This window comes from Streptomyces liangshanensis, assembly GCF_011694815.1.
In the GTDB taxonomy this organism is placed as follows: domain Bacteria; phylum Actinomycetota; class Actinomycetes; order Streptomycetales; family Streptomycetaceae; genus Streptomyces; species Streptomyces liangshanensis.
In genome coordinates this window covers 7375512-7399948 of sequence record NZ_CP050177.1, presented here as the reverse complement: position 1 = coordinate 7399948, position 24437 = coordinate 7375512, and the positions used below count along the sequence as shown (strand labels likewise).

At 71.6% G+C, this 24437-nt stretch carries 21 protein-coding genes and 1 pseudogene; 15 read left to right on the top strand and 7 right to left on the bottom strand.

Annotation, left to right across the window (positions count from 1 at the left end; genetic code table 11):
• Position 1 precedes the first annotated feature (1 nt).
• The 3 genes from HA039_RS32170 (at position 2) to HA039_RS32160 (ending at position 3481) form a co-directional block, all read left to right on the top strand.
• Positions 2-370, top strand: coding sequence for an STAS domain-containing protein (locus HA039_RS32170; RefSeq protein ID WP_167035363.1), 369 nt, complete (start codon positions 2-4; stop codon positions 368-370).
• A gap of 106 nt (positions 371-476) precedes the next feature.
• A complete protein-coding gene (locus HA039_RS32165; RefSeq protein ID WP_167035361.1) occupies positions 477-926 on the top strand; it encodes an SRPBCC family protein in 450 nt (149 codons plus the stop codon).
• Between the two features lie 308 nt (positions 927-1234).
• Positions 1235-3481, top strand: coding sequence for a catalase (locus HA039_RS32160; protein WP_425086435.1), 2247 nt, complete (start codon positions 1235-1237; stop codon positions 3479-3481).
• 95 nt (positions 3482-3576) lie between these two features.
• Here the strand turns inward: HA039_RS32160 and HA039_RS32155 are convergent, their stop codons facing one another.
• Positions 3577-3873, bottom strand: a complete 297-nt coding sequence (locus HA039_RS32155; RefSeq protein ID WP_243870292.1) for a hypothetical protein — start codon at positions 3871-3873, stop codon at positions 3577-3579.
• A 332-nt stretch (positions 3874-4205) separates the two neighbouring features.
• Between HA039_RS32155 and HA039_RS32150 the strand changes: the two genes are divergently transcribed.
• From HA039_RS32150 to HA039_RS32130, 5 genes and pseudogenes are all read left to right on the top strand, one after another.
• A complete protein-coding gene (locus tag HA039_RS32150) occupies positions 4206-4910 on the top strand; it encodes a HemK2/MTQ2 family protein methyltransferase (RefSeq protein ID WP_167035357.1) in 705 nt (234 codons plus the stop codon).
• Positions 4894-5127 carry a CDGSH iron-sulfur domain-containing protein gene (locus HA039_RS32145; protein ID WP_167035355.1) on the top strand — a complete coding sequence of 78 codons (234 nt, stop codon included), beginning with the start codon at positions 4894-4896 and terminating at the stop codon, positions 5125-5127. Before HA039_RS32150 ends, HA039_RS32145 begins: the two co-directional genes overlap by 17 nt.
• Positions 5124-6134, top strand: a complete 1011-nt coding sequence (locus HA039_RS32140) for an iron-containing redox enzyme family protein (RefSeq protein ID WP_243869893.1) — start codon at positions 5124-5126, stop codon at positions 6132-6134. The genes HA039_RS32145 and HA039_RS32140 overlap by 4 nt, the downstream gene beginning before the upstream one ends.
• Before the next feature lie 52 nt (positions 6135-6186).
• Positions 6187-6509, top strand: a pseudogene (locus HA039_RS34280) (sigma-70 family RNA polymerase sigma factor); the annotation flags it as partial.
• A gap of 337 nt (positions 6510-6846) precedes the next feature.
• Positions 6847-8022 (top strand): PP2C family protein-serine/threonine phosphatase, encoded by a 1176-nt coding sequence (locus HA039_RS32130; protein ID WP_167035351.1) that lies wholly within the window; start codon positions 6847-6849, stop codon positions 8020-8022.
• A 324-nt stretch (positions 8023-8346) separates the two neighbouring features.
• Here the strand turns inward: HA039_RS32130 and HA039_RS32125 are convergent, their stop codons facing one another.
• Complete coding sequence (locus HA039_RS32125; protein WP_243869891.1) at positions 8347-10653, bottom strand: FdhF/YdeP family oxidoreductase; 2307 nt, start codon at positions 10651-10653, stop codon at positions 8347-8349.
• A 35-nt stretch (positions 10654-10688) separates the two neighbouring features.
• Positions 10689-11201, bottom strand: coding sequence for an SRPBCC family protein (locus tag HA039_RS32120; protein WP_167035349.1), 513 nt, complete (start codon positions 11199-11201; stop codon positions 10689-10691).
• A 399-nt stretch (positions 11202-11600) separates the two neighbouring features.
• On the opposite strand from HA039_RS32120, the gene dhaK reads away from it, so the two are divergent.
• From dhaK to HA039_RS32095, 5 genes are all read left to right on the top strand, one after another.
• Positions 11601-12593: a dihydroxyacetone kinase subunit DhaK gene (gene dhaK / locus HA039_RS32115; RefSeq protein WP_167035347.1), complete on the top strand. Its 993-nt coding sequence runs from the start codon at positions 11601-11603 to the stop codon at positions 12591-12593.
• Positions 12594-12779: 186 nt separating this feature from the next.
• Positions 12780-13409 carry a dihydroxyacetone kinase subunit DhaL gene (gene dhaL / locus HA039_RS32110; RefSeq protein ID WP_167035345.1) on the top strand — a complete coding sequence of 210 codons (630 nt, stop codon included), beginning with the start codon at positions 12780-12782 and terminating at the stop codon, positions 13407-13409.
• Entirely contained in the window at positions 13406-13816 is a 411-nt protein-coding gene (locus HA039_RS32105; RefSeq protein ID WP_167035343.1) for a PTS-dependent dihydroxyacetone kinase phosphotransferase subunit DhaM, read from the top strand. Before dhaL ends, HA039_RS32105 begins: the two co-directional genes overlap by 4 nt.
• 91 nt (positions 13817-13907) lie before the next feature.
• Positions 13908-15524, top strand: coding sequence for an SDR family oxidoreductase (locus HA039_RS32100; RefSeq protein WP_167035341.1), 1617 nt, complete (start codon positions 13908-13910; stop codon positions 15522-15524).
• Positions 15525-15718: 194 nt separating this feature from the next.
• Positions 15719-16294: a TerD family protein gene (locus HA039_RS32095; RefSeq protein WP_161309078.1), complete on the top strand. Its 576-nt coding sequence runs from the start codon at positions 15719-15721 to the stop codon at positions 16292-16294.
• A 64-nt stretch (positions 16295-16358) separates the two neighbouring features.
• Here the strand turns inward: HA039_RS32095 and HA039_RS32090 are convergent, their stop codons facing one another.
• Entirely contained in the window at positions 16359-17597 is a 1239-nt protein-coding gene (locus HA039_RS32090; protein WP_167035339.1) for a cation:proton antiporter, read from the bottom strand.
• A gap of 6 nt (positions 17598-17603) precedes the next feature.
• Entirely contained in the window at positions 17604-18089 is a 486-nt protein-coding gene (locus HA039_RS32085) for a cation:proton antiporter regulatory subunit (RefSeq protein WP_167035337.1), read from the bottom strand.
• A 297-nt stretch (positions 18090-18386) separates the two neighbouring features.
• Between HA039_RS32085 and HA039_RS32080 the strand changes: the two genes are divergently transcribed.
• Positions 18387-19247 carry an ABC transporter substrate-binding protein gene (locus HA039_RS32080; protein ID WP_167035335.1) on the top strand — a complete coding sequence of 287 codons (861 nt, stop codon included), beginning with the start codon at positions 18387-18389 and terminating at the stop codon, positions 19245-19247.
• Between the two features lie 111 nt (positions 19248-19358).
• Positions 19359-20354, top strand: a complete 996-nt coding sequence (locus HA039_RS32075) for a siderophore-interacting protein (RefSeq protein WP_167035333.1) — start codon at positions 19359-19361, stop codon at positions 20352-20354.
• A gap of 7 nt (positions 20355-20361) precedes the next feature.
• Here the strand turns inward: HA039_RS32075 and HA039_RS32070 are convergent, their stop codons facing one another.
• Entirely contained in the window at positions 20362-23865 is a 3504-nt protein-coding gene (locus tag HA039_RS32070) for an AfsR/SARP family transcriptional regulator (protein WP_167035331.1), read from the bottom strand.
• Positions 23866-23929: 64 nt separating this feature from the next.
• Entirely contained in the window at positions 23930-24376 is a 447-nt protein-coding gene (locus HA039_RS32065; RefSeq protein ID WP_243869889.1) for a hypothetical protein, read from the bottom strand.
• Positions 24377-24437: the final 61 nt, after the last annotated feature.

Below are 24437 nucleotides of genomic sequence, written 5' to 3'. Positions count from 1 at the left end.
CATGAGTACCGACGACCGGCCCGTACACGTGGCGGAAGAACCGGACGGCCGACTGGCCGTGGCCGCCGTGTCAGGAGATCTGGACGCCGAGACGGCGCCCGCCGTCTACCGCCAAGCCGTGGAAGTGATCGCGCGCTGCCCATTCGTCGTGCTGGACCTCTCGGACGTCACCTTCTGCGACTCCTCCGGCTTCAACGCGCTGCTTCGACTGCGCCGCCGCGCCCAGGAAGACGGTGTCGAGCTCGCGTTGGCCGCGCTGCCCACGCAGATCGCCCGCCTCCTGGCCCTGACCGGTGCCGAAGCGGTCTTCTCCGTCCACAGCAGCGTCGAGGAGGCCAGGGTTCAACTCCGCGGGACGGGCAAAACCTGATCCGTTCGAGGGCTCTCCACCCGATCCGGACATGGGGGGCGGCTTCAGGGGCACGCGCTGAACCACGACGAACGCACTCTTCCACAGCCCGGGCAAGGAGCAGAGTATGTCGACCATCGAAGAGTCCATCGACGTTGATGTCCCGGTGAGCACCGCCTACAACCAGTGGACCCAGTTCGAGGACTTTCCGCGGTTCATGGACGGTGTGGAACGAATCGAGCAGCGCAGCGCGACTCTCACGCACTGGGTGACCTCCGTCAATGGCGTGAAGCGTGAGTTCGACGCGGCGGTGACCGAGCAGATCCCCGACGAGCGGGTGGCCTGGACCACGGTGGACGGCGAGGTCCGCCAGGCCGGTGTGGTGACCTTCCACCGGTTGGAGGACAACCGCACCAAGGTGATGCTCCAGCTCGATCACGATCCGCAGGGGATCGCCGACACCGTCGGCGACAAGCTCGGCTTCGTACGCCGTCAGGCCACCGGTGACCTGAAGCGCTTCAAGACGTTCATCGAGTCCCGCGGTGGTGAAACCGGCGCCTGGCGCGGCCAGGTCTGACCTCCTCCACGAGGAGCGAGGAAATCGAACGCAGGTGATCGACGGTGGTCCCGCCCCTTGGGGCGGGACCGCCCTCGCATGCTGACCGGATCCGACCAGGGAACGGGCGGGCCGTAACGCACCCATCGGGTGAATCCGTCGATCGTCCGGGTGCGGGACCGCGTCGCGGCGGCCGCAGGGGGTACCCGGCTCCTGCGGACCCCCCACCGGCCCCAGACCTCGGACGGCGTCACTCCGCTCCCTCCCTCGACGATCGGAACACCGTGAGCGCCAAGAAGAAGAACCCTGTGACGGCTGTCGCCGACAAGGTGGCCGAGACAGTGCGGGACGCCGTCCGGCCCGGCAACGAGATCCCGGGTGCGCCGGGGCCGGTGCCGCCGCCGCTGGACGAGCCGACGGAGCCGTCCGGTCCGCTGCCGCCCAAGCACGACCAGCGCGGGCCCGACACGTACGGCCCGACCGGGCAGGAGACCGGGGTCCCGCGGAAGAAGGTCGCGCAGGGCGGGGAGCGGCTGACGACCGCCCAGGGTGCCCGCTTGTACGACACCGATCACTCGCTCAAGGCGGGCTCCCGCGGGCCCGTGCTGCTGCAGGACCACCACCTGCGGGAGAAGATCACCCACTTCGACCACGAGCGTATCCCCGAGCGCGTCGTGCACGCCCGGGGTGCCGCCGCGCACGGCTTCTTCCGGGGTTACGGCACCGCGTCGGGGATCAGTAAGGCCGCGTTCCTCGTGAAGGACGTCGAGACGCCGGTCTTCGTCCGCTTCTCCACCGTGCTCGGCTCGCGCGGCTCCGCCGACACCGTCCGCGACACACGGGGCTTCGCGACGAAGTTCTACACCGCCGAGGGTGTCTTCGACCTGGTCGGCAACAACATCCCGGTCTTCTTCGTCCAGGACGCGATCAAGTTCCCGGACGTGATCCATGCCGCGAAACCGCACCCCGACCGGGAGATCCCGCAGGCCCAGAGCGCGCACGACACCTTCTGGGACTTCGTCACCCTGCACACCGAGGCCACCCACCACACGCTGTGGAACATGTCGGACCGGGGCATCCCCCGGTCCTACCGCATGATGGAGGGCTTCGGCGTCCATACCTTCCGGCTGGAGAACGCCGAGGGCGCCGGCACGCTGGTGAAGTTCCACTGGAAGCCGAAGCTCGGCGTCCACTCGCTCGTGTGGGAGGAGGCGCAGATCACCGCGGGCGTCGACCCGGACTTCCACCGCCGGGACCTCGCCGACGCGATCGAGTCCGGCGCGTTCCCCCAGTGGGAACTGGGCGTGCAGACCTTCCCCGACACCGACGACCAGATGTTCGAGGGCATCGATCTGCTGGACCCCACCAAGCTCGTGCCCGAAGAGCTCGCGCCGATCCAACCGATCGGTCTGATGACGCTCGACGCGAACCCGTCGAACTACTTCGCCGAGACCGAGCAGGTCGCCTTCCACGTCGGCCACCTGGTGCCCGGCATCGACGTCACCAACGACCCGCTTCTCCAAGGGCGCCTGTTCTCGTACCTCGACACCCAGATCAGCCGGCTCGGCGGCCCCAACTTCGGCCAGCTGCCCGTCAACCGCACCCACGCGCCGGTCAACGACATGCTCCGCGACGGCATGCACCAGAGCGCCGTCCACACCGGAGTGGCCCCCTACCGGCCGAACTCCCTCGACGGCGGCTGCCCGTTCCTGGCCGGCGCCGACACCGGCGCCTACATCGAGGTGCCGGTCGAGGTACCGGCGTCCCGCAAGGTCCGCGAGGCGCCGGCGTCGTTCGACGACCACTTCAGCCAGGCCCGGCTGTTCTGGCTCAGCATGACGCCCACGGAGCGCGAGCACATCGTGGCCGCGTACACCTTCGAGCTGAACAAGTGCTGGGAGCAGACGATCAAGGAACGGGCCCTCCTCGTCCTCGCCAACATCGACGGCGAACTGTGCGAGCAGGTCGCCGCCGGACTGGGACTGCCCGCGCCCGGGGCGACCGTACCCCTGACGGAGCCGCAGCCCAGCCCCGCCCTGTCACAGTTGGGCGGCAGGTGGCCGAGCGACGGACGGATCATCGGCATCGTCACCGCCGGCGACCAGGATCTGTCCGGCGTACGGTCCGTCCGCCAGGCGGTTCTGGACGCCGGCATGGTCCCGCTGGTCATCGCCCCGACCGGCGGCAAGCTCGACCAGGACGGCGAACCCGTCACCGTGCAGCGCACGTTCGCCACCGCCCGCTCCACCGAGTTCGACGCCGTCCTCCTCGCCGGCGCACCGGCGCCCGGCGCCGACGCGAGCGGCGCCCGCGACGCCAAGGTCGACGACGACCTGGCGGCGGCCGCGGGCATCGACCCCCGGGTCCTGCTGCTGATCACGGAGGCGTACCGGCACGGCAAAGCCCTGGGTGCGTGGGCGGACGGGGCCGATGTCCTGGAGACCGCCGGTATCGCGCCCGACGCCCCCGGAGTGGTGACCACGGCCACCGACCCCGCCGGGGTACTGGAGGGCGTCACCGAACTCCTGGCCCACCACCGCGCCTGGGACCGCTTCGAACCGGCCGTGGGACGGTAGTCGCAGGCAAGGGTGTCGACCACCGGACAGCTGGTGGTCGACACCCTCTCGCGCCGCATTTCGCCAGGGGTGGGACGGCGGGGTTTGTTCCTTGGTCAGCCGAAGGTTGACTCCGATACTTCCTCGGATTCCTTCTGTTCGTGCTGGGCCAGCGCCAGGCCCAGGCCGAACCAGGTGGCCGGCCATGTGCCCACCCAGGTTCCGACTCGGTCCGCACGGGCGATCCCAGCTGGTTCGACCTTCAAAGAGGCTGCCCACGACGCCACGGACAGGCCGATCGTCAGGCACGCGACGGTGTACGCGTGATCGCTGCGCAGTCCTTTGTCGTGCAGAAATTTGACGATCATGACGCTCCAAGGGGTAGTGGTCGGTCTCACCACCGTCGCGTACATGTCCACGCGCCGCATCCGGAAGCACGAGGCGATCAGGTCCGTGAGGGAAACGGCGTAGGTGACTCTTGAACGTTCCGTTCAAATCCCGTTTATCGCACTGCTGTTGAGTGGGGGGAAATTCGGCGGCGACTGCTCTCGTTCCGGTGATTCGTGAAGCGAAGACATTCCGGTGTGCGAGGCCGGAGAGATGCCGTCATCGTTGCTCGGAGCAAGGGAGATTCACGGCGCGCCTGCCTCAAGGCAATCGAGGACGATGATTTCCCGATGTGTAAGCCAAGGGGGGCGGGGCATGCGCGGTTCTGTACCTCTAGAGGCGAGAGCGGGCCAACAGCATGGCGGCATTTCCGGTACAAGTGGCCGAGCCCCGGAACGGTCCGGCGGATTTCGGCAAATTCCTGAGACTTCCCGGAGTTTACGCGGTCCAGTCCGACAGCCGTCTCCTCGCGGAAACGTTGTGGCGGGAAGGAGTGGGCCCGCACATGAGCGTGCTCGACGTGTGTACGGGCACGGGCGCGCTCGGCGTGTACGCGGCGAGACTGGGAGCGAGGGTGACCGCCGTCGACATATCCCGGCGTGCCGTACTGGCCACCCGGCTGAACGCCGCGCTGTCGCGGCAGCGGGTCACCGTACGCAGAGGGGATCTCATGGGGTCGCTGCCCGACCGGTCCTTCGACCTCGTCGTCAGCAATCCCCCTTACGTCCCCGCGCCCGCGACACGGCCACCACGACGCGGACCGGCCCGGGCTTGGGACGCCGGCCACAACGGCCGGATCCTGGTGGACCGGATCTGCGAGAGCGCCCCGCACGTCCTACGTCCCCGGGGGGTCCTCCTCATGGTCCACTCAGGGCTGTGCGGCTCCGAGGAAACGCTCGACAGGCTCGGCCGGGCCGGGATGAAGGCCGCGGTGGTCGATCGCGCGCACGTCCCGTTCGGACCCGTCCTCCAGGGGCGGCTGGACTGGCTGCGCAAGCGGGGCCTCCTCGACGCCCATCAGGACAGGGAGGAACTGGTGATCATCCGTGCCGAGAAAGTCTGACGCCGGCGTACGGGTCACGACGAGCCGCGAAGGCCCTCTCCTCATCGAGGGGCCCGTGGAGGTGGTGACCGAGGACGGCGGCACGGTCACCTCGGATCGCTTCATCGTCGCGATCTGCACATGCCGCCGCAGCCGCGCCTACCCCTGGTGCGACACCAGCCACCGGCGCCGCGTGCGCGACACCGACGGGACACACGAAAGGGACCAGGAACAGTGAGCGTTCTCACCGGGGCGCGGTACGCGCACCCCGTACTGCCCCTGCCTCGGGGGCCGCTCTCCACGGCGGTGATCGCCTCGCTGCGCGGCGAGCGGACCGTACCGTCACTGGAGGACGAGGCCCTGCGCGCCGAACCGTACGGCGGCGATCTGCACCTGGCCCTCTACGTGTTGTACGAACTGCACTACCGAGGCTTCGCGGACGTGGACGACCGCCAGGAATGGAACCCGGATCTCCTCCGGCTGCGCGGGGCCTTGGAGGAACGCTTCCTCTCCGCCCTGCGCTCCGACGTCCCGGCGACGTGCGCGGTGGACGAGGCTCTCGGCGACCTACTGGTCGAACCCGTGAGCGGCACCGACGTAAGTGTGAGCCACCACCTGCGCGACCACGGCGAGTTGTGGCAGCTCAGGGAGTATGCGGCACTGCGCTCCCTCTACCACCTGAAGGAAGCCGATCCGCATGCCTGGGTCATTCCCCGCCTGCGGGGGCGGGCCAAGGCGGCCATGGTGGCGATCGAGTTCGACGAGTTCGGTGCCGGGCGGGCCGAAGACATGCACGCCCAGCTTTACGCGGACCTGATGGCGGATCTCGGGCTGGACACCTCGTACGGGCGCTATCTCGACGCCGCGCCCGACGCGACGTTGCCGACGGTCAACCTCATGTCCCTGCTCGGCCTGCACCGGAGTCTGCGCGGCGCCCTGGTGGGCCACTTCGCCGCGGTCGAAGTGACGTCCTCCCCGGGTTCCCACCGCATGGCGCAGGCACTGCGCCGTACCCAGGCCGGGGCGGCGGCCGAGCGCTTCTACGACGAACATGTGGTGGCCGACGCCGTCCACGAACAAGTGGTACGCCGCGACGTCATCGGCGGACTGCTGGAGGACGAGCCGGAGTTGGAGGCCGACATCGTCCTCGGCATCCGGGCGACCGACTTCCTCGAAAGCCGCCTGGGCGACTTGCTCCTCTCCGCATGGCGCAACGGACGCAGCGCACTGCGCGAACCGCTGTGACGGCGGCCGAACGCGCTCTCCCGCAGCACCCGGATCAAAGCCGCAGCCGGCACACGCACGTGACACGCTGATCGAAATGAATTGGTCCCTCGTACGGTTAGCCGCGAGCCGTTTCCCCGGCCGTGGTAACGGTGAGACCGATGACATCGTCCAGGTCGGTGTCAGCGGTCTGGTCAAAGCGACCGACCGCTTCGACCCTTCCCGCGAGGTCGAGTTCACCACGTACGCCATCCCCTACCTCGTCGGCGAGATCAAACGGTACTTCCGTGACCACACATGGCCGTGCACGTTCCCCGCAGGTTCCAGGAACTGCGGGTCGAACTCGCCCGGGCCGACGGAGACCCCGGCGCGAAACTGGAGCGCCGGCCCGCCGTACGACGGAAAGATCAACAAAGCGGGCCGCACCTACGCCGACACCCTTGGCGCGTACGACCCGGCCATGCATCTCGTCGAGGACTTCCACACCCGCAAGGGCATGCTCGACCAGAACCGACCTCCGTCAGCCCGACCGGGCGAGGATGCGCCCGTTCGGCTGGGTAGTGCAGGCCGAAGGCGGAGGACTCGGATCGGTCCGTCGACCAGCGGGGAAAGAGAACCGGGGAGCCGTAGCCGCCGACTTGCCCCGGCGCGTGATCGCGCGTACGAGCTGAGGCAGGCGGTAATGATTTGCTGAGCTGCGGGCAGCAGAATTCCGTGACCCAGGGAGGTAGCTGTGGCTGGAGATCGGATCGGGCTGGCCCATGTGCTGGCAGCAGCGGAGGGAGCGGCTCCCATGCACTCCCTCGATGTCGTGGCGCGGAATCTGCGCGACCGTTTCGACGCGACGTATGTGTCGTTCCTGTTCGTCGACATCGTCGGCCGACGCCTGCTGAGGGTCAACGACACCACCGTCACGGAACAGCGGGCGTCCGGTGCGGAAAAGGTCCCGCTATCCGGCAGCGGCGTCTACGACGAAGTCCTGCGCACCCAGAAACCGGTGATCGCACCGGGCGTACGGGGGCACCGTGTCCTCGCCCCGGTCACCAACCGCGGTGACACCATCGGGGTCCTGGAGCTGTTCCTCACCCGGCCCACCCCGGACGTCCTGAACCAAGTCGAAGAGACCGCGCACGCGCTGGCGTACATCGTCGTCACCGACCGCCGCTTCACCGACCTCTACCACTGGGGCAACCGCACCACCACGGTCAGCCTGGCCGCCGAGATCCAGCGCCAGCTCCTCCCTTCGGCTTCCGCCTGCGAGGCACCCGAGTTCGCCCTCGCCGGCGCCCTGGTACCGGCCTCCGACATCGCCGGCGACACCTACGACTACTCCGTCGACCACGACACCCTGCACCTGTCCGTCACCGATGCCATGGGCCACGATGTCGACGCCTCCCTCATGGCCACCCTTCTGGTCAACGCCTCCCGCGGCGCCCGCCGCGCGGGCGCCGACCTCGCCGAACAGGCCCGCCAGATCCACCAGGCACTCCTCGACCATGGCCGGCGGAGCTTCGCCACCGGCCAACTGCTGCGCATCGCCCTGGACGGCACCGGCGCCCAACTGGTCAACGCCGGTCACCCCGGGCCGCTACGGCTGCGCGACGGCGCGATCACCTCACTACACCTCTCCGTGAACCTGCCCTTCGGCGTCGCCTCGGACCGGCCCTACCAGGTGCAGAACCTCGACCTGCGGCCCGGAGACCGTCTCGTCCTGCACACCGACGGCATGCAGGAACGCGAAGCCCAAGCGGTCGACCTCCCCGCGCTCATCCGCAAGACAGCCTCGGACCACCCACGCGAGGTCGTGCGCGCGCTGGTCGCCGAGGTCATCGACGCCTACAACGGGCAACCCCCGAAGGACGACGCCACCGTCCTGTGCCTGGACTGGCACGGCCCTCGGACCAAGTAGATCCGCGACCAACGCTCCGGTCGAAGGGGCCCAACAAACCTGCTTCCGAAGCACAGTCCGCAGTCCGCATGCCCTGGCCAACGAATGCGCGTACGGTAACTCTGCAAATGTCTCCGTCTGTGCCTTGACCCCGCACGGTGTACAACACCCATTCAACGCGGATCGAGGAAACGTATGCCGGAAGGCCTCACCGTTATCGTGGCGCACGGTGACACGGACTTCGAGAACTCCTCGACGCACCCCGTCTCTACCGGAGTGATCAGCTCGGAGGGGTCTCGGCCCTGGGCGCGAAAGGCGAGCGTGCAGGACGATGGCATCCCGCTCTCACCGAGCACGCGTTACCACCGGCTCCAGGCGAATGACGATTCCCTTGGACGTCGGCGTGTTGCTGACGTCGGCCACGCTGTCCAGCGGCACGAGAACATTGGCCTCCGGATAGTAGGCGGCGGCGCAGCCGGCAGTGGTGGGGTAGGAGACCAGTCGGAAGTCCTCGGCCCGGCGCTCCGTGCCGTCCTGCCACACGCTCACCACGTCGACCTGTTCCCCGTCCGCCAGCCCGAGGGCACGCAGATCGGCGGGATGAACGAGAACGATCCGGCGAGACCCATGGATGCCCCTGTACCGGTCGTTGGTGGTGTAGGGAACGGTATTCCACTGATCGTGGGAACGTAGTGTCTGCAGCAGGAGATGGCCTGCCGGAGCACTGAGTGCCTCGAAGGTGTTTCGTGTGAAGAGCGCCTTGCCGCTGGGGGTGGGGAAGACGCCCTCGTTCACCGGGTTCGAGAGCCCGAAGCCACCTGGCTTCCGGACCCTCGTGTTGAAGTTCTCGAAACCCGGTACGACCCGCGCGATGCGGTCGCGGATGTTGCCGTAGTCGGCCTCGAAGTCCTCCCACGGCACGGGGACCTTGTCGGCCAGGGTCCGGCGCGCCAGCCTGCTGAGAATGGCGACCTCACTGAGCAAGTGACGCGAGGCCGGCTCCAGCCTCCCCGACGAGGCGTGCACCTGGCTCATCGAGTCCTCGACGGTGATGAACTGCTCCTCGCCGTTCTGACAGTCCTTCTCGCTGCGTCCGAGGGTCGGCAGGATCAGCGCCGTATCGCCGCAGACCGTGTGCGAGCGGTTCAGTTTGGTGGAGATGTGCGCGGTGAGACGGCACCGCCTCATCGCCTTCTCCGTGAGGTCGCTGTCGGGAGCCGCCCGCACGAAATTGCCAGCCAGGCCCAGGAAGACCTTGGCCCGGCCCTGGAGCATGGCCCGGATGGAATTCACGGTGTCCAGACCGTGATCGGCGGGCGGGGTGAAGGAGAACTCGCGCCCCAGCGCATCCAGGAACTCCTGGGGCATTTGTTCCCAGATTCCCATGGTCCGGTCACCCTGCACGTTGCTGTGGCCGCGTACGGGACAGACGCCGGCGCCGGGCCTGCCGATGTTCCCGCGTAGAAGTTGGAAGTTGACCAATTCGCGGATCGTGGGAACTCCATGTTTCTGCTGGGTGAGTCCCATCGCCCAGCAGACGACGATCCGCTCGCTGGCCAGGACGCGGTCCCGGAGTTCTTCGATCTGGCGACGGGTCAGGCCGGTGGCCGTCAGTACGTCCGGCCAGGAGACGGTGGCACGAATGTGGGCGGCGAATTCTTCGAACCCGCTGGTGTGGTCGTCGATGAACTGCCGGTTCACCACCGTGCCCGGCGCGGCCTCCTCGGCCTCCAACAGAAGCAGGTTCAGCGCCTGGAAGAGCGCGAGGTCGCCGCCGAGGCGGATCTGGAGGAACTGGTCGGCGATGTTGGTACCACGGCCCACCACTCCGCGTGCTTTCTGCGGGTTCTTGAAGCGCATGAGCCCGGCCTCGGGAAGCGGATTGATCGCCACGATCTGCCCACCGGCGCGTTTGGTCTCCTCCAGAGCCGACAGCATGCGGGGATGGTTACTGCCAGGATTCTGCCCCACGGTCAGTACCAGGTCGGCGTGGTGAAGGTCCAGCAGGCTCACGTCGCCCTTGCCGATGCCCAGCGTTTCGTGCAACGCCGCACCGCTCGACTCGTGACACATGTTGGAGCAGTCGGGCAGATTGTTGGTCCCGAGCGCCCGAGCGAAGAGCTGGAGAACGAAGGCGGGCTCGTTCCCGGCCCGGCCGGAGGTGTAGAAGATCGCCTCGTCCGGGGAATCCAGGGAACGCAGTTCGTCGGCGATCAGACCCAGGGCGTCGTGCCAGCTGATCGGCTCGTAGTGGTCGCTGCCCGGGCGCTTGACCACGGGCTGGGTGAGCCGGCCCTGCTGGTTCAGCCAGAGGTCCGAGGCACGGCTCAATTCGGCCACCGAATGCTTCCGGAAGAAGTCCGGCGTGACACGACGCGTGGTGGCATCGTCGTTGGCGTGCTTGGCGCCGTTCTCGCAGTACTCGTTCGTGTGCCGCTGACCGGGCGCTGGGTCGGGCCAGGCGCAGCCGGGGCAGTCGAAGCCCTCGGTCTGGTTGATGTCGAGCAGATTCAGTGCCGTACGACGGCCTGATGTCTCGGTCAGGGAGTACTGGAGCGCGTGGGCGACCGCCGGGACGCCCGCCGCCCATGTCTTCGGCGCAGTGATCTTCGCCTGCTCGCCGCCCGCCTCGCCGTGGGATGTTTCTCGCACGCTGGTCCTTCCGCTGTGCTGGACAGAGCCTGGTGTCAGCCGGTCGGCCAGTTCGGCACGTTCGGCGGCAGACGATCGGAGTCCGGTTTCACATGGCCGCCGCTGATGGTTCCCCGCCACTGCCCGGTCGCCCGCCCCTGGCCCTCGATGTACTCCTTGAAGTGCCGTAGATCCTGGTGAACCCGCCTCCGGACCAGACCCAGGGCATCCCCGGCCCGCTCGGCCGCGCCACGGGGAGCGAACTCGATGCGGAAAGTGAGCCGGCAACTGGTTTCTGCCAGCGACCGGAAGTGCACCGAGCCGGCCAGTCGAGGCCGGCCGACCGTGCGCCACACCACTCGCTCGTCGGGCTGCTGCTCGGTGATCTCGGCATCGAACTCCCGCGTCACGCCGCCGAATCTCGTCACCCAGTGCGTCATGGAGGAGTGCGACCGGTCCACGCGGCGTACTCCGCTCATGAAGCGCGGGAAACACTCGAACTGCGTCCACTGGTCGTAGGCCATTCGGACCGGGACATCGACGTCAACGCTGCCTTCGATGACACTCATGAGGTGCCCTGCCTCTCCGCTACTGGGCCAAGGGCGCGGTGCACCCGGCTGTGGTGCCACCACTGGGTGCCCGTTCTGCGGGATCTCAACCCGTGAGGTCCTTGGACGTCACCCTGAAGTACGTCCGCTGCCGTCCGAGAGGTTCGCACGGGAAGAAGCCCGGCGGCCGGACGGTCGGTATGCGCAGGCGATGCCGTACGGGCCGGTTCGATCGATAATGGAGCGTGCGGGTCACCGCGAGGCGGGCCGTCAGGCGCGTCGGTGAGAGGTCGGCGTCAGCCCCTGGCGGAAGCCGCTTCCGACCGCCGGAGGACGATCACAATCGAATACGGACCTGTCGGGCCTCACCTGTGAGTATGCGGTCTGTGACGTGCCTGGTAACTCAACTGGGAGAAACACATGAAGATGCTGATCAACGTGCCCGAGACCGTGGTCGCCGATGCTCTTCGTGGGATGGCGGCGGCGCATCCCGAGTTGGCCGTGGATGTGGAGAACCGCGTCATCGTGCGGGGGGACGCGCCCGTCGCCGGGAAGGTGGGGCTGGTCTCCGGGGGTGGGTCCGGGCACGAGCCCTTGCACGGGGGGTTCGTCGGGCCCGGGATGCTGTCCGCCGCCTGTCCCGGTGAGGTCTTCACCTCCCCCGTACCCGACCAGATGGTCCGGGCCGCCGCGGCCGTGGACAGCGGGGCCGGGGTGCTGTTCATCGTGAAGAACTACACCGGCGACGTGCTGAACTTCGACATGGCCGCCGAGCTGGCCGAGGAGGAGGGCATCCGGGTCGCGAAGGTCCTGGTCAACGACGATGTGGCGGTGACCGACAGCCTCTTCACCGCCGGGCGGCGCGGTACGGGTGCCACGCTGTTCGTCGAGAAGCTGGCCGGCGCCGCGGCCGAGGAGGGGGCGCCCCTGGACCGGGTCGAGGCGATCGCCCGGCAGGTGAACGAGAACGCGCGCACCTTCGGCGTCGCCCTGAGCGCGGTCACCACGCCCGCCAAGGGCAGCCCCACGTTCGACCTGCCCGACGGCGAGCTGGAGCTGGGCATCGGCATCCACGGGGAGCCGGGGCGTGAGCGGCGCGCGATGATGACGTCCCGCGAGATCGCCGACTTCGCCGTCGACGCGGTCCTGGAGGACCTGCGGCCCAAGGGGCCCGTACTGGCCCTGGTGAACGGCATGGGCGCGACCCCGCTGCTGGAGCTGTACGGCTTCAACGCGGAGGTGCAGCGGGTGCTCGCCGAGCGGAACGTCACCGTGGCGCGCACCCTCGTCGGGAACTACGTGACCTCCCTGGACATGGCCGGCTGCTCCGTCACGCTCTGCCAGGTGGACGGCGAGCTGCTGCGCCTGTACGACGCGCCGGTGGAGACGGCCGGGCTGCGCTGGGGCCGGTGAGACGACCGGGGGCGCCAGGGGTACCGGGGGCGCCAGGGGTACGGATGCCGGGGTGACCGGGATTCCGGGGATTCCGGGGTGACCGGGATTCCGGTGGCACCGGGGCCGTTCACCTGGACGTTCGCGGCAGGCGGATAGGTTCGGGACAAGGCGTCCACGGACGCGAGGCGCGCGCGAGGAGTGCACATGTCCGATCAGGAATCCGGCGGAACGCTCGACGGCGACTTCTTCCGCCGCTGGCTGACGACGGCGGGCGCGGCGGTGGAGCGGGAGGCCGACCACCTCACGGAGCTGGACTCGGCCATCGGTGACGCCGACCACGGCGCGAACCTCCAGCGTGGTTTCCGGGCCGTCACGGCCGCCCTGGAGAAGGAGGGCCCGCTCGCGCCCGGCGCGGTGCTGACCCTCGCGGGACGGCAGCTGATCTCCACGGTGGGCGGCGCCTCGGGGCCGCTGTACGGCACGCTGCTGCGGCGTACGGGCAAGGAGCTGGGCGACGCGTCGGCGGTCACGCCCGCCCGGTTCGCCGAGGCGCTGGCAGCCGGGGTGGCGGCGGTGGCCCAGCTGGGCGGGGCGAAGGCCGGGGACAAGACGATGCTGGACGCGCTGGAGCCCGCCGTGGAGGTGCTCGGGACGTCGTTCGCCGCGGGCGCGGAGGCGGCGCGGGCCGGGGCGCTGGCGACCGTACCGCTCCAGGCGCGCAAAGGCCGGGCGAGCTATCTGGGCGAGCGGAGTGTCGGGCACCAGGACCCGGGGGCCACCTCCGCGGCCCTGCTGCTCGCGGCCCTCGCCGAGACGTCGGAGGCGACGGGATGAGTGTCGAGAAGCCGGTGGGGATCGTGCTGGTGTCGCACAGCGCGAGTGTCGCCGCGTCCGTCGCGGAACTGGCCCTGGGCCTGGCGGGCGGCGGCCCCCTGGCGCCGGTGGCCGGTGCGGGCGGCACGCCGGGCGGTGAGCTGGGCACCAGCTCGGAGCTGATATCCGCGGCGGCGGCGCGGGTGGACCGGGGGTCCGGGGTGGCGATCCTGGCCGACCTCGGCAGCTCCGTACTGACCGTGAAGGCGTTGCTCGCCGAGGGGGACGAGCTGCCCGAGGGGACGCGGCTCCTGGACGCGCCGTTCGTGGAGGGCGCGGTGGCCGCCGTGGTCACCTCGTCCGCGGGCGGGGACCTGGACGCGGTGGAGGCGGCGGCCGCCGAGGCCTACTCGTACCGCAAGGTGTGACGGCGGCGGGCGGGTGGCAGCGGGGGGGGTGACGCGACCGGTCGGCGCACGCCGCGTTGCTGATCGCCGCTTCGGGGCACACGCTCAGCCTATGAGGGACGTACCGAACGACCTGCCGCACGACGTACCGGATCAGGGCCAGGGGCAAGGCCGGGCATCGGGCCAGGACCGGCCCGACGGCCGGGAACCGGGGGCCGAGGGGCTGCGCTGCCTGGTGACCGGGGCGACCGGGTACATCGGCGGCCGGCTGGTGCCCGAGCTGCTCGGCGCGGGACACACGGTGCGCTGCCTGGCCCGTACCCCCGACAAACTGCGCGACCACCCGTGGGCGGGCGAGGCGGAGATCGTACGGGGCGACGTCACCGACCCGGTGTCCGTCGGCGCGGCGCTCCAGGACATAGACGTCGCGTACTACCTGGTGCACGCGCTCGGCACCGGCCACGACTTCGCCGCCACCGACCGCCGCGCCGCCCACACGTTCGCCGAGCAGGCGAAGGCGGCGGGGGTGCGGCGGATCGTCTACCTGGGCGGGCTCACCCCCGCCGGGGTGCCCGAGAGCGAGCTGTCGCCGCACCTGCGCTCGCGCGCCGAGGTCGGCCGTATCCTGCTGGACTCCGGGGTGCCGACCGCGGTCCTGCGCGCCGCCGTCATCATCGGCTCGGGCTCGGCCTCGTTCGAGATGCTCCGCTACCTCACGGAGCGGCTGCCCGTGATGGTGACGCCGAGCTGGGTACGGACGTCCCTCCAGCCCATCGCCGTCCGCGACGTCCTGCGCTACCTCGTCGGGTGCGCGCGCCTGCCCGACGACGTGAGCCGGGCGTTCGACATCGGCGGCGCCGACGTGCTGACGTACCGCGACATGATGCAGCGTTACGCGGCGGTCGCCGGACTCCCCCGGCGCCTCATCATGCCCGTACCGGTACTGACCCCGCGCCTGTCGAGCCACTGGGTCGGCCTGGTGACGCCGGTCCCGGCGTCCATCGCCCGGCCGCTCGCGGAGTCGCTGCGCCACGAAGTCGTGTGCCACGAGCGGGACATCGCGCGGTACGTCCCCGATCCGCCGGGCGGCCCGATGACGTTCGACCGGTCCGCGGAGCTGGCACTGCGCCGGATCCAGCAGGCCCAGGTGTCCACCCGCTGGTCGTCGGCCTCGGTGGCGGGCGCCCCGAGCGATCCGCTGCCCACCGACCCCGACTGGGCCGGCGGCAGCCTCTACACGGACGAGCGCGAACTGACCGTGGACGCGCCCCGGGAGTCGCTGTGGCGGGTCATCGAGGGCATCGGCGGGGAGAACGGGTGGTACTCGTTCCCGCTGGCCTGGGCGGTACGGGGACGGCTCGACCGGCTCGTCGGCGGGGTCGGGCTGCGGCGGGGCCGGCGGGACGCGCAGCACCTGCGGGTGGGTGACTCGCTGGACTTCTGGCGCGTGGAGGAGATCGAGCCGGGGCGGCTGCTGCGGCTGCGGGCCGAGATGCGGCTGCCGGGGCTGGCGTGGCTCGAACTGCGCGCGGACCGGAACGAGAAGGGCCTGACGGTGTACCGGCAGCGGGCGCTGTTCCACCCGCAGGGGCTGCTGGGGCACGCGTACTGGTGGGGCATCTCTCCTTTCCACGCCTCGGTGTTCGGCGGGATGGCACGCAACATCGTGCGGACCGCGGGTGGTTCGGCCACGGGCCGGCGCGAACCCACGGGGGTCGGGCGGGGTTGAGACGGGCCGGGGCAGGACCCTCCCGGGGAGGGCCTTGCCCGGGGAGGGCCTTGCCCGGGGAGGGACTCGCGCGGGGCAGGACTCGCCGAGGGCGGCCGAGAGTTGGCACGGACCGGTCCGCCGGGTCACTCCCGAATGTTTCTACACTGTTGTAGATTTTTGCCACGGCACCAATACAGCTCAGGAGGAGCAGCGTGGGAGTTTCCCTGTCCAAGGGTGGCAATGTCTCGCTCAGCAAGGAGGCGCCGGGTCTGACGGCCGTCCTGGTGGGCCTCGGCTGGGACGTGCGGACGACCACCGGCACCGACTACGACCTGGACGCCAGCGCGATCCTGGTCGGCGAGTCGGGCAAGGTCGGCTCGGACCAGCAGTTCGTCTTCTACAACAACCTCACCAGCCCCGACGGGTCGGTGGAGCACACCGGGGACAACCTCACCGGCGAGGGCGAGGGCGACGACGAGGCGATCAAGGTGAACCTGGCGGCCGTGCCCGCCGACGTCACCAAGATCGTCTTCCCGGTGTCGATCCACGACGCCGAGAACCGCGGGCAGAGCTTCGGCCAGGTCCGCAACGCGTTCATCCGGGTGGTCAACCAGGCGGGCGGCGCGGAGCTGGCCCGCTACGACCTCAGCGAGGACGCGGCCACCGAAACCGCCATGATCTTCGGCGAGTTGTACCGCAACGGCGCGGAGTGGAAGTTCCGCGCCGTCGGCCAGGGGTACGCGAGCGGCCTCGCCGGGATCGCGTCGGACTTCGGCGTCGGGGTCTGAGCACGGTGTGACGCGGTGGGGTACGAGGGCGCGCCGGTGTCGTGTCGGTCACCGACACGACGGCCTAGACAGCGCCCCGTACCCCATCGGTCTGCTCCGGCGTCCCGGGCGCCGGGGCCGCCCCCGGCGTGCGGGCCGCGTCCTTGGGTTTGCGTCCCCGGGTCAGGCGGCGTGCGAGCGGTTCCGTCCACCGGGCCGCCAGGGGGCCGAGGATCACCAGGATGAGGACGTAGGCCGTCGCCAGCGGGCCGATGCGGGGCTCCACGCCGACCGCGAGGCCGGCGATGACGATGGAGAACTCCCCGCGCGCCACGAGCGTGCCGCCGGTGCGCCAGCGGCCCGCCGTCCTGACCCCGGCGCGGCGCGCCGCGTACCAGCCGGTGCCGATCTTCGTCACCGTGGTGACGAGCGCCAGGACCAGGGCCGTGACGAGGACGGGCGGGATGGCCGCCGGGTCGGTGTTCAGGCCGAAGAAGACGAAGAAGACCGCGGCGAACAGGTCGCGCAGCGGGGCCAGCAGGTGGTGCGCGCCCTTGGCGACCTCGCCGGACAGGGCGATCCCGACCAGGAACGCGCCGACGGCGGCGGAGACTTGGAGCTCCTGGGCGATCCCGGCGACCAGGACGGTCAGGCCGAGGACCACGAGGAGCAGCATCTCCGGGTTGTCGGAGGAGACGGCGCGGCTGATCAACCGGCCGTGGCGCAGGGCCAGGTAGAGGACGGCGCCGACCGTGCCGAGCGAGATCAGCAGGGTGACGGAGCCGCCCGCGAGGCTGAGTCCGGCCAACAGGGCGGTGAGCAGGGGCAGATAGACGGCCATCGCGAGGTCCTCGATGACCAGGACGCCGAGGATGACGGGCGTCTCGCGGTTGCCGAGGCGGCCGAGGTCGCCGAGGACCTTCGCGATCACGCCCGACGAGGAGATCCAGGTGACCCCTGCGAGCGCGACGGCGGCGACCGGGCCCCAGCCGAGGAGCAGCGCCGCGACGGCGCCGGGCACGGCGTTCAGGAGCAGGTCGACGATCCCGGAGGGGTACTGGGTCCTGAGGTTGGTGACCAGCTCCGAGGCGCTGTACTCCAGGCCCAGCAGGAGCAGCAGCAGGATGACACCGATCTCCGCGCCGGTGGCGACGAACTCCTCGCTCGCGGCCAGCGGGATCAGACCGCCGTGGCCGAAGGCGAGTCCCGCGAGCAGGTAGAGCGGGATGGGCGAGAATCCGATGCGTCCGGCGAGCCGGCCGAGGATGCCCAACCCCAGGATGATGGAACCGAGTTCGATGAGCAGCGGGGTCGTGTCATGCACGGCTGGCTATCCTCCGTTGATCAGTTCGGCCACGGCGTCGGCGCCTTCGCGGGTCCCGACGACGACGAGCGTGTCGCCGAGGGCGAGGCGGAAGTCCGGGGTGGGTGAGGGGAAGGCGTCGGTACGGCGCAGGACGGCGACGATCGACGCGCCGGTGCGGGTGCGGGCCTGGGTGGCGCCGAGCGTGCGGCCCGCGTACGGGGACCGCCTGCCGATCGGGATGTGCTCCGTGACGAGATCGATCTCCAGGTGCTGGTGGAGATGGGCGACGGGGTCGGGGGTCAGGAGCGCGGACAGTGCGGTCGCCTCGGCCGGCGCGAGGGCGGCCGCGTCCTTGCAGGCGTCGTCGTCCTCCGGGTCGTGGAAGGAGATGATGCGCCGGCCGTCCTGGTGCACGACGACCGAAAGATGCGCGCCCGCCTCGGTGTTGAGGTCGTAGCGGGTGCCGACGCCGGGCAGGGCGGTCTTGCGGACATGAGCGGCGGGTTTCATCGGAACGCTCCCTGGGACGGGTCGGCGGGCGTACGGGGGACGGCGGGCGTACGGGCGCGGCAGGCGGGGGCTCCGGCTGCCGCCCGAACACGCATTCTCCCCCATGGGGCGCGCGAACCGCCGGACGCCGGAGCGGCGCCGTGGCCGCCGGGAACGTGACCGGGGCCATGACCTGGGCGGGCGCGGTGGGAGTCCACGGGGTCCCGGATGGGCAGAGAGTGGGTGGCGCCCGCACACACCCGCGTACGGACGTCGTGCACCGAACACCGCACCGACACGAGCGGAACGAGGCGAGGCATGGACTCGAGCACCAGCTGGGAGTTCACGGACGACCGTGGCCACCTGACCGTGACGCCCGGTCACCCTGCCCGGGTGGCCGCGTACATACAGGCGGGCGCGACCCTGTGGGACCACGGGTTGCGCCCGCTGGGCATCTTCGGTTCCCATCACGACGGCGAGGCGCCGGATCCGGCGAAGGCGGGCGACCTGCCGCTCGCGGGGCTGCGTTCCTTCGGCGCGGGCAGCGCCGTGGACCTGGACGCGCTCGTCGCGGCGGAGCCCGATCTGGTGGTCGCCGTCAGCTACGGGGGCGGGCAGGTGTACGGCATCGACCCCGAGGCGGCCAAGCACCTGGAGGAGCAGGTCCCGGTGGTGGTCCTCGACGTGGGCAAGGACCGGTCGCTGAGCGGGACGAGGGACCGGTTCACGGAACTGGCCCGTACGCTGCGGGCGCCGCACGGGCCCGCCGAGGCGGAGTTGGCGCGCGCGGAGGCGGCCGTGCGGGCGCGGACGGGCCCGGACGGCGGCCCCCGCGTGCTGGCCCTGTCCGCGGCCGGACCCGAAACGGCCTACCTGGCGCGGCCGTCGACGTGGCCCGATCTGCGCGACCTCGGCGAGCTGGGGGTGTCGCTGGTCGATCCGGCGGGGGGCGCGGGGGCCAACTGGCGCACGGTCGACTGGGCGGAGGCGGCCGCGCTGGAGCCGGACGTGATCCTGGCCGACGTACGGGTCAACGCGGCTCCGCGCGCGAGCCTGCGGTCCCACCCCGCCTGGCGCGCGCTGGAGGAGCGGGCGCGGATCGTGGCGTGGAACCCGGAGGCGCCGTGCAGCCACCGCGCGCACGCGCGGTTCCTCGACGCGGTGGCGGCGGCCCTGTAGCGACCCCGTCCGCCGGGGCACCGACCTGACGGGGCAGCGGCCTCCGGGGGCACCTGCCCGGTGTCGGCGGGCTGTCGGGGGCGTGTCGGCGCGGGCTGCGAGCGTGCCCGTATGACAGAGAACGCAGACAGGCCGCCCGCCGCCGCGCCCCGGGCGCTGCCCGTACGGACCGTCGAGGTCACCGGTGTCGTACGGCTCTCCCCGCACATGGTCCGGGTCACCTTCGGCGGCCCCCACCTCGCCGGTTTCCCGTCGGCCGGTCCCGACCAGCAGGTGAAGCTGTACTTCCCGAGGGCCGGGCAGCGGGTCCCCCGGCTGCCCGGGGCCGGGACCGGGGCAGCCGGCCAGGAGCAGAACCAGGAGCAGGACCAGGGCCAGGACTTGATGCGCTGGTACGCGGCCTTCCAGGCAATCCCGGAGGACGAACGGCCCTGGGCGCGGAGCTACACGATCCGCTCGCACGACCCGTCGCGCGGCACGGTCGACGTCGACTTCGTGCTGCACGGGGGCGACGGGGACGGGACCGGGGACGCCGGTCCCGCGACGCGGTGGGCGCGGTCGGCGGCGCCGGGCGCCGTCCTCGGGATGTTCGGCCCCTCGGCGTACTTCGCGACGCCCGTCCCCCTGGGGACGGCCGACTGGACGCTGCTGGCCGGCGACGAGTCGGCGCTGCCCGCGATCGGCTCGATCGTGGAGGCGCTGCCCGCCGGTGCCCGCGCGGTGGCCTTCGTCGAGGTCGTGGACGCGGCGGAGGAGCAGCGGTTCGGGACGGCGGGGGACGTGACCGTGCACTGGATTCACCGCGGCCGGGCGCCGTCCGGGGCGCGGGGGCCGCTGGTACGGGCGGTGCGCGACGCGGTGTTCCCCGAGGGCTCGGTCCACGCCTGGCTCGGCGGTGAGGCCGGTGCCGTACGGGCCCTGCGGCGCCATCTGGTCGCGGAGCGCGGGTTCCCCCGGCGCTCGGTGGACTTCACCGGGTACTGGCGGAGCGGCCTCGCGCAGGACGACGCGCCGACGGAGGCGGATCTCGCGGAGGCGCGGGAGCGGCTGGCGGACGCGGGGATCCCCGCGGCGGCTCCCCTCCCACAGGAGCCCCCGGCGGACTGACGGATCGTCAGAGAGCGGCGGCGGGAGCCCGGATGAGGGCCGCGGCCTCCTCCACCGTGAGGTCGCGGCCCGCGGCGTGGGCGCGGGCGTAGGCCGGGGCGTCCAGTGCCGCGCGTACCACGGACTCCGCCCGCTCCTGGATCTCCCGGTCCGCGGCCGACGGGAAGGGGTGCAGGCCGATGCCTTCGGGCAGTTCGGTGTGGCGTTCGTAGGCGCCGAGCAGCCGCGCCCCGGACTCCGCGTCGCCCAGCCCCGCCCGGGCCCAGGCCGCGCTGGGCAGCTGGCCGACGACCAGGTGCGGCGCGACGAGGTACACGATCCGGTCGAACCGCTCGACGGCCAGCCGCAGTTGCTCCAGGGCCTGTTCGAACTCCCCTTCCAGACAGTGCAGGCAGCCGTACAGGCCGGCCACCATGCCGCCGAAGAGGGCCCGCCCGGCGTGCGGGTTCTCGTGCTCCAGGGCGCGCAGCTGGGCGCGCGCCAGGTCCGTGCGGCCGGTGCGTCCGTAGCGTCCGGCCAGCAGCAGCCGGGACATGCCGGCGGTCTGGCCGAGGCGCTCCGCGTTCTCGCCGACCGCCTCGACGAGCAGTGCCTCGGCGCGGAGTTCGGCGTCCTGGTCGCCCGCCGCCTCGGCCGCGTCGAGCCGTACCGACGCCAGGCGTGCCTTGAAGACCGGGACCTGGGCGTGGGCGCCCATCCGGGCGCAGCAGCGCATGGCGCGTTCGAGGTCGGCCGCGGCCTCCTCGTACCGGCCCTGGCGTTCGTGGGTCACGGCCCGCGCCGACAGCGATTCGGCGATGGCGTACAGATCGCCGGCCTGCTCGAAGAGGGCCAGTGCCTCGTCGGCGTCGCGGCCGGACCGGGCCAGCCCCTCCGTACGGTCGTTGAGGAGTTTCGCGCGGAGCATCAGCGCCAGGCCGAGGTGCCAACGGTCGCCCTGGGCGCGGGAGGCCGCGACCATTTCCTCCATCGTCTCGGTGATACCGGGGAGTTCACCGGTCATCAGCCGGGCGAAGAACCATGTCGTGCCGGGCTGGCGGGTGTTCTGCGGCAGGCCGGTGCCATAGGCCGACACGATCGCGCGCAGCCGGGCCCGGACGTCCGGCCGGTCGGCGGTGAAGGCGCTCTCGTCGGAACCGGCGAGGAACATCAGCCGTATCCCCCTGCGGCCCTCCCACACCTGCTCCTCCGACCAGGGCGGTGGCCGGCCCGTGCACGGTTCCGCCAGCGGTACGGCGGGGCGTACGGGCTCCTCGAAGGGGTCGGGGCCGAGGGCGGCCGCGGCGGAGGACCAGGCGAGGGCGTCGGCCCGGTGGTTGCGCAGTTGCCAGAACCAGCTCATGGCGAGGACGAGGCAGAGCGCCTCCTGCTCCTCCTTGTGGTCCACGGCGGTGCGCAACGCGGCGCGTACGTTGTCGTGTTCGCGTTCGAAGACGCCCAGCCAGTGGGTCTGCCCGCGCCCGCGCAGCTCCGGGTCCCCGGTGCGGACCAGTTCGCGGTACGCGGTGAGGTGGCGGCGCTCGACGGCCGTGCGGTCGCCCGACTCGGCGAGGCGTTCGGCCGCGTACTCGCCGACGGTCTCCAGAAGGCGGTAGCGCATCCCGGCGGGGCCGTCGGGCGCGGCGACCACCAGGGACTTGTCCACGAGGGAGGCGAGCAGCGACAGTGTGTCGGGGGTGTCGCAGACCGCCTCGGCCTCGGCGAGGGCGCAGCCGCCGGAGAAGACGGACAGGCTGCGCAGGACGGCCCGCTCGTCGTCGGCGAGCAGGTCCCAGGACCAGTCGACGACGGCCCGCAGGGTCTGCTGCCGGGGCAGGACGGTCCGGCTGCCGCTGCCGGTGCCGAGCAGCCGGAACCGGTCGTCCAGGCGGTCGGCGATCTGCCGGGGGCCGAGCACGCGCAGGCGGGCGGCGGCCAGTTCGAGGGCGAGCGGCAGGCCGTCGAGGCGGCGGCAGATCTCGGCGCAGGCCTCGGCGTCGTCGGTGACGCGGAAGCCGGGGCGGGCGGCGGCGCCGCGTTCGGCGAGCAGGCGCAGGGCGACGTCCTGCGGCAGCGGCTCGACGGGGCGTACGGACTCCCCGGGGACGCCGAGCGGTTCGCGGCTGGTGGCGAGGACGGTGACGCCGGGGCAGCGGGTGAGCAGGGCCTCGGCCAGCGCGGCGGCGGCGCCGATCACGTGTTCGCAGTTGTCCAGCAGGAGGAGCATCCGGCGCTGCCCGCAGTGCTCGGCGAGCTGGTCGAGGGGGTCCGCCGGGCGCTCTCCCGCGGCCGGGCCCCTTACCCCGGTGGATCCCTGTACGACGGTCTCGCGGGCCCCCAGCACGGTCAGCACCGCCTCGGGCACGGACGACGCCTCCCGTACAGGCGCAAGCTCGACCACCCACACCCCGTCGGGCCAGCCGCCGCCCGCTCTGGGAACGGGCCGGGCTCCGGCGGCCGCCGCGCGGGCGGCCTCCTGGGACAGCCGGGTCTTGCCCGCGCCGCCGGCGCCGATGAGGGTGACCAGTCGCGTGGTGGCCAACTCGGCTGCCAGGGCGGCCAGTTCGGTCTCCCGGCCGAGGAACGACGTGAGGCCGGAACGGAGGTTGCCGGGTGGGGTGGGGGTGATACGGGGGGCGGTGGGCGTGCCGGGGGCGGGGTGCGGGTGCGTGTCACGCGGGTACGTGTCGCGCGGGGGCGCTGCACGCCGGGGTGCGGCGCCAGGGAATGCCTCGCCCCGGGGTGCGTCGCCTCGGGGTACGTCGCCCTGGGGTACGTCGCCCTGGGGTACGTCGTCGCCCGCCAGCAACTCGGCGTGCAGGGCGCGCAGTTCGGGTCCGGGGTCGGTGCCGAGGCGGGCGGCGAGGAGCGTCCGTACCTCGTCGTACGCCTGGAGCGCCTCGGCGGGCCGGCCCGCCGCGCGCAGCGCCCGGATCCGCAGGGCGTGCAGGGGCTCGTCCAGGGGCGCCCCGGCGGCGAGGGCCGCGAGGCCGGCCAGCGCCCGGTCCGGCCGGCCCCGTGCCACTTCGGCGGCCAGCAGGTCGCGGCGCGCCGCCGCGCGGCGCTGTTCGGCCCATACGACCAGGGGGTCGGCGGCCCGCCCCGGAAGGTCCGCGAGGGCGGGGCCGTCCCAGAGCGCGAGCCCCTCGTCCAGCAGCGTCAGGGCGTGCTCGGGATCCCCGTCCCGCAGGGCGGTGGCCCCGTCGGCGGCCAGCCGCTCGAAGCGGAAGAGGTCGACGGCGTCGCGCTCGGCGGCGAGCCGGTAGCCGCCGGGCGCGGAGACCACGGCCTCGCCGCCGAGGGCCCGGCGCAGCCGCCCGACCAGGGCTTGCAGCGCGCCCACCTCGTCGGCGGGCGGCTCCTCGTCCTCCCCCCACACCTGGGCGGCCAGCTCCCCCGTGCCGACCGCCCGCCCGCCGGCCCCGGCGAGCACGGCGAGGAGCGCCCGCAGCCGCGCTCCGCTGAGCCGTACCTCCGTCCCGTCGGGACGCAGGACCCGGGTGGCGCCGAGGACGCGATAGCGGTAGGTCACGCGACCATTGTCCCCGTTCCGGGAGGACAGGGGACACGCTCACGGGGGCCTGCCGAAAGGGCCACTACGGAGTCACTGGCGGAAGCTCCTCCTCCGGAGCGGCCCGGCCGAGGCCCGAGCTGACGGGACGCTCGTCATTGACCAGGACGAGCCGGTTCCTGGCCCAGGTGTCGAGCCGGTCGCAGGCCCACACGGGGTCGTACGCCGCCGTGGGCAGCTGCGGTACGCGCTTACGGCCGGTGTCGTCGAGCCGGTAGGGAACCTCGAAGGCCGTGTTCCAGTGGTCCGGGTGCGCGGCGAACCGCTCTTCCACTTCCGCCGGACCGATGCCCAGGTACGGGGCGATCTCCGTCCAGGAGCTGCCTCGCTCGCGCTCGAAGACCACGGCCGGGACGAGAGCGCGTTCCGCGAATTCGACGAGCTGGAACGCCTGGCTCACCCGGCCTCCCGGACCGGTGTCGGGGTCGTTCCCGGTGGCGACGAGGCCGGTGGCGCCCTCCGCGACGTCCACCGCGTGATCGCACAGGACAAGGCGCGCCAGAGCTCGGCGGGTGAATCGGGCACGGCCGGCG